The organism is Tabrizicola sp. T74, from assembly GCF_057219935.1.
The window spans coordinates 490,056-501,959 of record NZ_JBXVVT010000004.1; the positions used below are offsets into that span (position 1 = coordinate 490,056).

The window sequence follows — 11,904 nt, forward strand, 5'->3', positions numbered from 1 at the left end:
TCGGACGCATGGCCCCCTTCCGCGCACACCCCTTCGATGACGACAAACTGAAGGAGGAGTGCGGGATTTTCGGCGTCGTGGGCGTGGCCGATGCCTCGAACTTCGTGGCGCTTGGCCTCCACGCCCTGCAGCACCGCGGGCAAGAGGCGGGCGGGATCGTCAGCTACCACCCCGACCACGGCTTCAACTCGGCCCGCCGCTTCGGCTATGTGCGCGACAACTTCACCAAACCCGAGGTGATGGACACCCTGCCCGGGTCGCTCTCGATCGGCCATGTCCGGTATTCCACCGCAGGCTCCAAGGGCGCGACCGCGATCCGCGACGTGCAGCCCTTCTTCGGCGAATTTTCGATGGGCGGCTGCGCGATTGCCCACAACGGGAACCTGACGAACGCCAGCGCCCTGCGGCGTGAGCTGATCGAGCGCGGGTCGATCTTCCAGTCCTCCAGCGACAGCGAATGCATCATCCATTTGATGGCGCGGTCGATCCAGAAGAACCTGTCCGAACGCATCAAGGATGCTTTGCGCCGGGTGGAGGGCGCGTTCTCGGTCGTTGCGATGACCCGGACCAAGCTGATCGGCGTCCGCGATCCCCTGGGCGTGCGCCCGCTGGTTCTGGGCCGACTGAGCGATTCCGGTTGGGCGCTGTCGTCGGAGACCTGCGGCCTCGACATCATCGGCGCCGAGTTCGTGCGCGAGATCGAGCCGGGTGAGATGGTGGTGATCGAAGGCAACAAGATCGACTCGACCCGCCCCTTCGCCCCCGCGAAGTCGCGGTTCTGCATCTTCGAGAACGTCTATTTCTCCCGCCCTGACTCGATCATCGGCGGGCGGTCGGTCTATGAGACCCGGCGTCAGATCGGCGTCGAACTCGCGCGCGAGGCACCGGTGGATGCCGACCTCGTCTGCCCTGTGCCCGACAGCGGGACGCCCGCAGCCATCGGCTTCAGCCAGGAAAGCGGCATTCCTTACGCGATGGGCATCATCCGCAACCAGTACATGGGCCGCACCTTCATCGAGCCCACCGACCACATCCGCAACATGGGCGTCCGGCTGAAGCTGAACGTCAACCGCGCGCTGATCAAGGGCAAGCGGGTGATCCTGGTAGATGACTCGGTCGTGCGCGGCACCACCAGCCGCAAGATCAAGGACATGATCCTTGAAGCAGGCGCCGCCGAGGTCCACTTCCGCATCGCCTCGCCCCCCACCGCCTGGCCCTGTTTCTACGGCGTCGACACGCCCGAACGCTCGAAGCTCCTTGCCGCCACGATGTCCGAAGACGAGATGCGCGACTGGATCGGCGTGGACTCGTTGAAGTTCATCTCCCTCGACGGCCTCTACCGCGCCGCCGGTGAGTCCGCAGGCCGCGACGCCGCAAACCCGAAGTTCTGCGACGCCTGCTTCTCCGGCGACTACCCGGTCGCGCCCACCGACAAGATCGAGGAAGGCTTCGAGATGAAGGCGGCGGAGTGAGGGATGACGCTGGCCCCGGACCGGCGCTGGCAACGGTTCACTGACAGCGACTACCGCTGCCCCTGCTGCGGCAAGGCCGTAAAGGGCGTCTTGGACGTGGGTTATGACCACCCGGACGCCTGGCCGCATGTCTCTTTCCGTCGCAACGGTGGTACGGTTACAATGGGCCGCGACAAGCTGACGGCCGACTTCTGCTCTGAAGGCACCCGCTTCTACCTGCGCGGCCTTCTCACGATGCCGATCCTCGGGACCGATGCCAGCTTTGCCTATGGACCCTGGGCAGAGGTGACCGAAGGTGTGTTCCGTGCCTATCACACAGCATTCGGGACGGCGGACGAAGCCACCCTCGGCACCTGCCCGGGACATCTCGCCAATGCTCTACCCGGCTTCCCGGACAGCTTGGGGCTGGTACTGGATGTCCGGTTCCTTGGCGGCTCCGGCAGGCCGGAATTCACTGTCGTGAAGCAATCCGGCCTGTACGCAGCGCAGACGCAAGGTATCAGCTTCGACCAGCTTCTCGACATTTACGCAACCTTCGGCCACGACTTGCGCCCGCACTTGGGGGAGGCCTGAGTGTCCGCCGAAGTTGACGCCTACATCGCCACCCTGCCCCCCGACCAGCGCGAGGCCCTGACCACCCTCCGCATCCGCCTCAAGGCCCTCCTCCCCGACCATCTGGAGGTCATGTCCTACGCCATGCCCGGCTTCCGTCAGCCCGGGCCCAAGGGCAAGATGGTCATCGGCTACGCGGCCTTTGCCAAACACCTCGGCCTCTACCCCCATTCCGGCACGGTGATCCCGCTGATCGACTGCGCGCCCTTCAAGACATCGAAATCCGGCGTCCTCTTCACCCCCGACCGCCCGCTCCCGGACGCGCTCCTCCACCAGATCATCGCCACCCGCCAGGCCGAGATTGCTGCGGGCTATGGTCGCAAGGCCTGAGCGCCCCTTGCCATTTGCCCATTTCAAAAATACTCCCGCCGGAGGCTCCGACAGCCCCACAAGGACCGACGCATGACCCAGAAGATAGCCCCCAAAGTCGCACTGGTCACCGGCGCCTCGCGCGGCCTTGGGTCCGCCTTGGCCGAGCAACTTGCGCTGCGCGGTTGGCATGTCGTGGCGGTCGCCCGCACTGTTGGCGGTCTGGAGGAGCTGGACGACCGCGTCCAGCGCGCGGGCCTGCCGGGTGCGGGGGCACTGACACTGGCGCCGATGGACGTGACCAACGACGACGCGATGCGGCATCTGTGTCGAAGCGTCCACGACCGCTGGGGTGGCCTGAACCTCTGGGTCCACGCAGCCATCCATGCGGCCCCGCTAGCCCCCACCGGGCATATCGACCAGAAGGACTGGGAAAAGTCGCTGGCCACCAACGCCCGCGCCACCGGCATGCTTATCCCGATGGTCGAGCCCCTCTTGCGCGCCCATGACGGCACTGCCCTTTTCCTCGACGACCCCCGCGCCGGGCAGCCCTTCTTCGGCTCATACGGCGCGACGAAGGCCGCCCAGATGGCATTGGCCCGCAGCTGGCAGGTTGAGGGCGCCAAGCATGGCCCGCGCGTCGTGATTGCCGAGCCGAAGGGCCTGCCCACCGCCACCCGCGCCCGCTTCTTCCCAGGCGAAGACCGGACGAAACTGGCCGACCTGCAGGCGGAAGCCGCGCGCATTCTGGACACGCTGTAAGCTTGGGACCCAAATTCCTTTAGTAAGGAATTTGACAAATTTCTTACTCAAGAAATTTGGCCCCTACCCCGCCAGTGCGCCCTCGATGGCAGCCCAAAGCACCTCGACCGGCTCCACCCCCACAGACAGCCGGATGAACCCGTCCGAGACCGCATCGCCCCAGCGCGACCGCCGTTCGGCCGCCGTATGGACCCCGCCAAAGCTTGTCGCCTGCTCGATCAGCGGGCAGCGAGACAGGAAGCCTTCCGCTTCCGCCTCTCCCGCGAGTTCGAACCCGATCAGGAAGCCGCCATTCACCATCTGGCCCCCGACCGCCCAGTGGGACGCATCCCCCGCCAGCCCCGGATAGCGCAGCCCCCGCACCTTTGGATGCGCGGCCAGCCGCTCTGCAATCACCGCCGCCGAGGCGCACATGCGGGCAAGCCGCACCTCCAGCGTCTCGAGCCCCCGGTGCACCAGATAGGCCTCGAACGGCCCGGGCACCGAGCCCGACTGCCGCCGCCACTCCCGCACCCGAGCCATCAGGTTGGCATCCCGCCCCGCTACATGGCCAAACAGCGCATCCGAATGCCCCGCCGGGGCCTTGGTATCGGCGGCGACCACCAGGTCGGCCCCGAGGTCCAGCGGGCGCTGCAGCAGCGGCGTCATCGTCGTGTTGTCGGCGATCAGCAGCGCTCCGGCGGCGTGGGCTTTCCGGGCCAGCGCCGCGATGTCCACCACGTCGAGACCCGGATTCGAAGGAGTTTCGATGTAGATGACCTGAAAGCCAGAGAAATCGTGCTCCGACATCTCCAGCGTCGGGACCTGCACCACCTCCACCCCGTAGACCTGCAACAGGTCTCGGCCCAGGAGCCGCGTCACATAGTAGCCGTCCGCGGGGATCATCACCTTCGCCCCGGCCTTCAGGCAGCACACCAGCGCCGCCGTGATCGCTGCCATGCCCGAGGGGAAGCTCACCACCTCCGCCGCCTCCAGGATCGCCAACTGCGCCTCGACCGCGTCCCAGGTCGGCTGGCCGGACCGCCCATAGTAATGCGCCGCCCCCTGCGCCTGCGGCAGGTGAAAGGTCGTTGCGACCGAGATCGGCGGGACGACCGGCTCGCCCAGGGCAAGACCCGCCTTCCGGTGATGCAGCAGGCGGGCGATGCGGGCGTCGGTTTCGTCGGTCATGGTGTTCCTGCGAAATCAGCGGGTTGCGGGATCTACCTGACGCTATCGGGTCGGAACACCCGCCTCAACCCCTCATTCCAGCCGCGCGGGGAAGCCCGGGGCGCGCAGGTCGGTGCCCAGAAGGTCTTCCAGAAGCTTCGCGATCATCGGCGACTGGGCTTCGCCGCCATAGGCTGCCTTGGCCGCGATGTAGGTCTGGTTGGTCATGCTGGCGAGGTCCAGGGGCACCCCGAATTCCTTCCCGAACCCCAGCGCGAACCCGAGGTCCTTCAGCGCAAGGTCGATGTTGAAGGCGATGTCATAGGACCCGTTCAGGATCAGCGCGCCCTCGGTCTCATGCACGAAACTGTTTCCGGAAGAAGCCTTAATCGCATGCCAGGCCTGAGCCAGATCAAGGCCTCCCCGCTTGGCCAGCATCAGAGCCTCCGACGTGGCCTTCAGGTGGATGAACGCCAGCATGTTGGTGATGACCTTGATGATCGAGGACGACCCCAGCGGCCCCATGTGGAAGATCCGGTCACCCATCGCCTGCATCGCCTTGTAGTGCAGGTCGTAAAGATCCTTGTCCCCGCCCGCGAGCATGGTGATCTTGCCCTGATAGGCCAGATGCACCCCGCCGGTGACCGGCAGCTCCATCATCCGAACGCCCGCGTCCGCCGCTATGGCGGCCAGCTTAAGAACTTCGTCGCGGCCCAGAGTGGACATCTCCACCCAGCTCGCCCCCGTCTTCATCTTGGGCAGGATGTTCCGCAGCACGCGTTCCGACACTGCCGGCGAGGGCAGGCAGGTGATGACATGATCGACCGAGGCCGCGAGTTCCTCGGCACTGTTCGCCAGCACGGCGCCTTGCGCGACAAGGGGCTCGGCGAGCGTTGAATTGAGGTCGTAGACCGTGACCTTGAAGCCGTCCTTCACCAGGCAGCCCGCACAGGCTGCGCCCAGGTTTCCAAGGCCGATGTATCCGTAATGCATGTGTTTCCCGTGCCTTGCTTGGATTACTTGAAGTAGATGTTGAACCGCTTGCGGATCGCTGCGTCGATCTCCGGTTCCACCCGGCAGCCCGCCTTGGCCAGGATCGCGTTCTTCCGGGCGATGGCGGTGTCGAGAAGAAGCGGCTTGCCAGCCTCATTCCATTCCTTGGGCGACATGCGGTTGCCGACGTTGGGGTAAATGTATTCGGTCTGCATCAGCTTTAGCGTCTGGTCCGAGCCAAGGTAGTGGCCGGGTCCACCCAGGCAGACCTCCTTCATCGCGTCGAGGCTGGTCGAGTCTGGCGTCACGTCGATCCCCCGCACCAGCCGCATCGTCTGGCCAAGGAGATCGTCGCCAAGCACCAGCGATTCCAGGCAGAAGCCCAGCAGCGAGGCGTGCATCCCGACCGCCTCGTAGCACATGTTCAGACCCGCCAACCCGGCCAGCGCGTTGGTGATCCCCTGCTCCCAACCTGCCTGCATGTCGGGAAGCTTGCTGTCGGAAATCCCGGAAGCCGCCCCGCCTGGTAAGTCGTAGAACCGGTGCATCTGTGCGCAACCGGCGGTCAGCAGGGCCTGCTCCGCGCTGCCACCCGACATCGCGCCTGTTCTCAGATCGGAAACAAAAGGCCAGGTCCCGAAGATGGCAGGCGCGCCGGGCTTGATCGCGTTCACATAGACCACGCCCGCAAGGCATTCAGCCACCGCCTGCACGATCGTCAGGGCAATCGGCGCCGGCGCCGTCGCCCCGGCCTGTCCCGCCGACAGAAGCAGCATCGGCATGCCGCGCCGGATGCAATCCTCCATCGTGATGCAGGATTCCTCGGCGAACTTCATCGGAGGGACGACGAAGCAGTTGGAGTTCGAGACGAAGGGCCGTTCCAGCCACTTCTCCTCGCCCCCCGCCACCATGTAGAGCATTTCGAAACAATCGGCGACATGCGACGGGTCGGAGAAGCTTGTCCCGACATGCTTCACGGTCCCGGCCAGCGAGCCATAAAGCGTGTTCAGGTCCATCTCCTTGTTGTCGGCCACATCGCGGCAGACCATCGTGCGCTGATAGAAGTGGATGTTGTCTAGGTTGTCGACCAGGCGCGCCGCATCATACAGGTCCTGCGCGGTCGAATCGCGATAGTCGAGCGTCACCGGATCGACGATATGCACTGCCGCGCCCGCCGTGCCGTAATGCACGTTGGTCCCGGTCAGGTGCAGGTCGTGCTTCGGGTCGCGGGCGTAAAGCGTGATGTTGCGGGCGGCGATGGCCAGCATGTCCTCGACCAGCGCACGGGGAAAGCGGATGCGGCCGTCATCGCCCAGGATCGCCCCTGCTTCGGTCAGAAGTTTGCGCCCGGATTCCGGGGCTTGGCTTAGGCCGATCTGTTCCAGCGCGTCGAGTGCTGCCGCGTGGATCTGCTGGACACCGGCCTCGGTCAGCGGCTTGTACTGACCTCCTGGCAGGCCCGCGCGGACCGGCTTCACATCATCGGCCAGGGGCGCGGCGCGCAGGGCAACCCGCGCCTGTCGACCGCCAGAGCGGCGGGCGCGGGCGGGTTCGCAGGTCTCACCCGGCAGGTCGGAGAGGTCGGTCATGCCTTTACCCTTTCGGAGTTCGGATCGTGCATCGGAACAAGACTTGCGATGGCGGCGTGGCGCTGCCCCGCAACCTCGATTTCGTAAGCAGAGCCCAGGATGTCGTCATCGGTCTGGCCCTTGGCGGGGACATAGCCCATGCCGATGGCACCGCCGAGGAAGTGGCCGTAGTTGCCGCTGGTGACGGGCCCGACTATTTCCCCATCGCGGACAATCGCCTCGTTGTGGAACAGGAGCGGCTCTGGGTCCTGCAGCCGGAACTGGACCATGCGGCGGTCGAGGCCCTGCTGTTCGCGGCGCAGCACGGCCTCGCGGCCCAGGAAGGCCGGCTTCTTCCGGCTGACCGTGAAGCCGAGGCCTGCCTCCAGCACGTGATCCTCGTCGGTGATGTCGTGGCCCCAGTGGCGGTAGGCCTTTTCGATCCGGCAAGAGTCCAACGTGTGGAGGCCGCAAAGTTTCAGGTCCGGTTGCGCCTCAAGGATCGCCTCGAAGACATGGGCGGTCTGGTCGGCGCTGATGTACAACTCCCACCCCAGCTCGCCGACATAGGTCACCCGATGCGCGCGGGCGAGGCCCATGCCGATCTCGATTTCGCGCGCTGTGCCAAAGGGATGCGCTGTGTTGCTGAAGTCGCTGGGCGAGACCTTGGCCAGCACGTCGCGCGACTGCGGACCCATCAAACAGAGGACAGACTCGGCGGCGGTGACATCGGTTATGACCGCGAAGTCGTCACCGACATTCTGCCGCATCCAGGCGAGGTTGCGCTGCAGCGTCGCGCCCGGGACGACTGCCAGATAGGCGGTCTCGGAGAGGCGCGTTATGGTAAGATCGGCCTCTATACCCCCGCGATCATTGAGGAACATCGTGTAGACGATGCGCCCCACGGGTACGTCGACTTGCGCCGAGGAGATGCGGTTGAGGAAGGCGCAGGCGTCGCGGCCTTCGATGCGGATCTTGCCGAAGCTGGTCATGTCGAAGAGACCCGCGCGTTCCCGCACCGCCATATGCTCGGCGCGCTGGTTGTCGAACCAGTTCTGCCGTTTCCAGCTGTACCGGTACTCCCGCTCCTGCCCTTGATTCGCGAACCAGTTGGCGCGTTCCCAGCCCGCGACCTCACCGAAAACCGCGCCACGGGCCTTCAGGTGCTCGTGAATCGGCGACCGGCGGACACCACGGGACGTGACCACCTGGCGGTAGGGGAAGTGGTCGGCGTAGAGGAGGCCGAGGGTTTCAGAGACGCGCTCCTTCAGGTAGCGGCGGTTCTTCTGGAAGGGCTGGGCGCGGCGGATGTCGACTTCCCAGAGATCGAAGGGCGGCTCACCTTCGGTGATCCAGTGTGCCAGCGCCTGGCCCGCGCCGCCGGAGGAGACGATGCCGATGGAATTGTATCCAGCGGCGATCCAATAGCCTTTCACCTCGGGCGCCTCGCCCAGGTAGTAGCGGTCGTCGGGGGTAAAGCTTTCGGGGCCGTTGAAGAAGGTGTGGATGCCCGCGGTCTGGAACAGCGGCATCCGGTTCATCGCGTGTTCGAGGATGGGCATGAAGTGGTCCCAATCCTCCGGCAAGGTGTCGAATTCGAAGTCCTTGCGGATGCCCTCCATCCCCCAGGGCTTGGCCTTGGGCTCGAAGGCACCGAGCATCATCTTGCCGGCGTCCTGCTTGTAATAGGCGCATTCGTCGGGAACACGGAGGACCGGCAAATCCTTAAGTCCATCAACGGGTTCGGTGACGAGGTAGAAGTGCTCGCAAGCGTGAAGCGGTAGGGTGACACCGTTCTGCGCCGCAAGGTCGCGGCCCCACATCCCGCCGCAGTTGACGATGACATCGGCGTCGATATGGCCGGGTCCTTCGGCGGTTTCATAGTCCACGCCCGTCACTCGTCCACCAGCCGTCGTCACCTTGGTGACCAGCGTGTTCTCGAAGATCTTCGCGCCCCGCATCCGCGCGCCCTTGGCCAGCGCCATCGCGATATTCGCCGGGTCGCATTGTCCATCCAATGGCAACGCCACTGCTCCCACGACGCCATCAATGTTCAGGTGCGGATACTTGGCCTTTGCCTCGTTCGGGCTGATTTCATGCACCTCGACATTGAAAATCCGCGCCACCGTGGCCTGGCGGAGCAGCTCCTCGTGCCGCTCTTTCGTCAGCGCGACCGAGATTGAGCCGACCTGCTTCATCCCGGTGGCAACGCCCGTCTCGGCCTCAAGCCCCCGATACAAATCCGCCGAATACTTCGCGAGCCGCGTCATGTTCGCCGACCCGCGCAGCTGGCCGATCAGCCCTGCCGCGTGCCAGGTGGTGCCCGAGGTCAGCTTCCGACGCTCCAAGAGCACAACGTCGGTCCAGCCCGCCTTGGCCAGGTGATAGGCCACAGAACAGCCGGAGACCCCGCCCCCGATCACCACCGCCCGCGCTTTCGTCGGAATCTCAGCCATCACTTAGGTCTTTCATCTGTCCAGAAACATCCCACGGGGGTCCGGGGGTGTGAAACCCCCGGTCCACCCGAAGTCACGCCTTGATCCGTTCGTTCTTCGCGTCCCATGCCGGGCCGTCCGGCAGGACCGTGGCCTTCACCCGGTCGCCGAAGATCTCCACCTCGACTTCCGTCCCCGGCACGGCGAGGTCCGCCCGCAGTATCCCGAGCGCCATCGAATGCCCGACCCGGTAGCCCCACGCGCCCGAGGTCGTCTCGCCCACCACTTGGCCGCCGTGCCAGAGGGTCGACATGTAGGGCGCGTCGCACTCGCCCGCCTCGACCTTCAGCGACACGAAGCGCTTTTTCACGCCGCGTTGCTTCTCGGCCTGCAGCGCCGATTTGCCGGGGAAATCATGCCCCCAGTCGATGAAGCGATCGAGACCGCCCTCCAGGAGTGAGTAATCGGTCGACAGGTCGCCCTTCCAGGCGCGGTAGCCCTTCTCGATCCGCAGGGAATTCAACGCCTTCATCCCGAATGGCTTCGCACCGCCCGCCAGCAGCGCATCGTAGATAGCAGGCGCATCCGCCCGGTCGCAGTGGATTTCCCAGCCAAGCTCTCCGGCAAAGGACACCCGCACCAGCGCCACGTCCTTGCCCGCAACCTTCGCGTCATACTGGACCGACAGCCAGGGCAGCGTCAGATCGGCCTGACACGTCCCGGCCAACAACTCCCGCGATTTTGGTCCGGTGACGATGAAGCAGTTGACGGCCTCTGAGTGGTCCTCGATCACGCAGCCCTCGGGCAAGCCCTGCCGCAGCACGTCGGCATCGTGCCATTGCGCCACAGCAGCGGTGATCAGTCCCACCTGATCCTCGCCATGCACCATGCAGGACATCTCGGTCACGATGCGGCCCCGGTCGTCGGCGAAGTACACCAGGCCGATCCGCCCCTCGGTCGGCAGACGCGATGCCGTCAGGCTGGCCACATGTGCCTTAGCCCCCGGTCCCTTGACCAGCAGCCGTGAGAATCCCGGCAGGTCCAGCACGCCGACACCATCCCGCACCGCCTCGGCTTCGGCGCGGATGCGCGCCTCCCACGGGCCCGCACGGCCCCAGGTCTGCGTCGCCTCCCAGCTGGTATCGTCACCGGGTGCCGCGAACCACTCTGCCCGCTCCCAGCCGTTGTAGGGCGCGAACTGGGCGCCGAGGGCCTTGAGCTTGTCATGGACAGGCGAGAGCTTGCGGTCGGGCGCGGCGGGCCAGCGGGCCATCGGGAAATGCATCCCGTATTCGTGGCCGTAGACCTCCATGCCCTTTGCGACGAGGTAGTCGTGATCCTCCCACCCGGTAAAGCGGCGCGGGTCGCAGGACCACATGTCCCATTCGGTGCCGCCTTCCGTCACCCATTCCGCCAGCACCTTGCCCGCCCCGCCCGCCTGGCAGATGCCGAAGGTGAAGACGCAGGCCTCGAAGGCGTTCGGGACGCCCGGCATCGGACCGATGAGCGGGTTGCCGTCCGGCGTATAGGGGATCGGGCCGTTGATGACCTTGGTGAGATTGGCCTTCTGCAGCAAAGGCACCCGGGCCATCGCGTCGTTGATGTGCCACTCCAACCGCTCCAGATCGTCGGGGAAGAGCTGGAAGGAAAAGTCATCCGGCATCGTGTCGTCGGGCGTCGCCCAATGCGCGCGGCAGGGGTTCTCGTAAGGCCCCAGGTTGAAGCCCATCTTTTCCTGCCGGAGATAGTAGGAGCTGTCGACGTCGCGCAGCAAGGGCAGCTTGTGGCCGACCTCCTTCGTCCATGCCTCCAGTTCCGGGATCGTGTCGAACAGCATGTACTGGTGGCTCATCACCATCATCGGCACCCGGCGGCCGAACATCGCGCCTACATGGGCCGCATAGTAGCCGCCCGCGTTGACCACATATTCAGCGCGGACCTCGCCCTTGGGGGTGGAGAGGACCCACTCCGCCCCGGTCCACTTCGCTGCCGTTACCGGGCAGAACCGCTCGATCCGCGCGCCCATCTGGCGGGCCCCGGTGGCCAGAGCCTGGGTCAGCTGTGCGGGGTCGATGTCGCCGTCATAGGGATCGTACAGCGCGCCGGTCAGGTCATGCGTTTCGACAAAGGGGTAGCGGCTGCGGATTTCGTCCGGCCCCAGAATGTCCAGGTTCATCCCCTGATAGCGCCCCATGCCAACGACGCGCTTGAATTCCTGCAGGCGCTCTTTGGAATGTCCCAGCCGGACTGACCCGGTGACGTGGTAGTTCATCGGGTAGTTCACCGCCTCGCCCAGGCCCCGGTAAAGGCTGGCCGAATAGCGCTGCATGTTCATGATCGACCAGGACGACGAAAACGTCGGCACGTTTCCGGCCGCATGCCAGGTCGACCCGGCGGTCAGCTCGTTCTTTTCCAAGAGGATCGCATCGGTCCAACCCGCCTTGGCCAGGTGATAGAGCGCCGAGGCCCCGACCGCCCCGCCGCCGATGATCGCCACCCGAGCCGATGCAAATTCCGCCATCGCCGCCTCCCCATTCCGCGCGTCACTATCAACCGCCGCGCGCCCGCTTTCAATTCGGCGAGGGACGGGGTATTGATCGACAA

Annotated in this window: 9 protein-coding genes; 4 read left to right on the top strand and 5 right to left on the bottom strand. The window is 65.4% G+C overall.

All coding sequences use genetic code 11. From position 1 onward, the window contains the following. The first annotated feature begins 8 nt into the window (after positions 1 to 8). From purF to AC2EAL_RS14530, 4 genes are all read left to right on the top strand, one after another. Positions 9 to 1,472, top strand: coding sequence for an amidophosphoribosyltransferase (purF, locus tag AC2EAL_RS14515; protein ID WP_484724935.1), 1,464 nt, complete (start codon positions 9 to 11; stop codon positions 1,470 to 1,472). Between the two features lie 3 nt (positions 1,473 to 1,475). Next, complete coding sequence (locus AC2EAL_RS14520; protein WP_484724936.1) at positions 1,476 to 2,045, top strand: DUF2199 domain-containing protein; 570 nt, start codon at positions 1,476 to 1,478, stop codon at positions 2,043 to 2,045. Continuing rightward, a complete protein-coding gene (locus AC2EAL_RS14525; RefSeq protein ID WP_484724937.1) occupies positions 2,046 to 2,414 on the top strand; it encodes an iron chaperone in 369 nt (122 codons plus the stop codon). Positions 2,415 to 2,486: 72 nt separating this feature from the next. Further along, entirely contained in the window at positions 2,487 to 3,155 is a 669-nt protein-coding gene (locus tag AC2EAL_RS14530; protein ID WP_484724938.1) for an SDR family oxidoreductase, read from the top strand. A gap of 63 nt (positions 3,156 to 3,218) precedes the next feature. On the opposite strand, the gene AC2EAL_RS14535 is transcribed toward AC2EAL_RS14530, so the two are convergent. The 5 genes from AC2EAL_RS14535 to AC2EAL_RS14555 form a co-directional block, all read right to left on the bottom strand. Next, positions 3,219 to 4,325 carry a cystathionine gamma-lyase gene (locus AC2EAL_RS14535; protein ID WP_484724939.1) on the bottom strand — a complete coding sequence of 369 codons (1,107 nt, stop codon included), beginning with the start codon at positions 4,323 to 4,325 and terminating at the stop codon, positions 3,219 to 3,221. A gap of 72 nt (positions 4,326 to 4,397) precedes the next feature. Continuing rightward, positions 4,398 to 5,297 carry an NAD(P)-dependent oxidoreductase gene (locus tag AC2EAL_RS14540; protein WP_484724940.1) on the bottom strand — a complete coding sequence of 300 codons (900 nt, stop codon included), beginning with the start codon at positions 5,295 to 5,297 and terminating at the stop codon, positions 4,398 to 4,400. Positions 5,298 to 5,320: 23 nt separating this feature from the next. Continuing rightward, positions 5,321 to 6,886 (bottom strand): trimethylamine methyltransferase family protein, encoded by a 1,566-nt coding sequence (locus tag AC2EAL_RS14545; RefSeq protein ID WP_484724941.1) that lies wholly within the window; start codon positions 6,884 to 6,886, stop codon positions 5,321 to 5,323. Beyond that, positions 6,883 to 9,321 carry a GcvT family protein gene (locus AC2EAL_RS14550; protein WP_484724942.1) on the bottom strand — a complete coding sequence of 813 codons (2,439 nt, stop codon included), beginning with the start codon at positions 9,319 to 9,321 and terminating at the stop codon, positions 6,883 to 6,885. Before AC2EAL_RS14550 ends, AC2EAL_RS14545 begins: the two co-directional genes overlap by 4 nt. A 73-nt stretch (positions 9,322 to 9,394) precedes the next feature. Further along, positions 9,395 to 11,821 carry a GcvT family protein gene (locus AC2EAL_RS14555; RefSeq protein ID WP_484724943.1) on the bottom strand — a complete coding sequence of 809 codons (2,427 nt, stop codon included), beginning with the start codon at positions 11,819 to 11,821 and terminating at the stop codon, positions 9,395 to 9,397. Positions 11,822 to 11,904 lie beyond the last annotated feature (83 nt).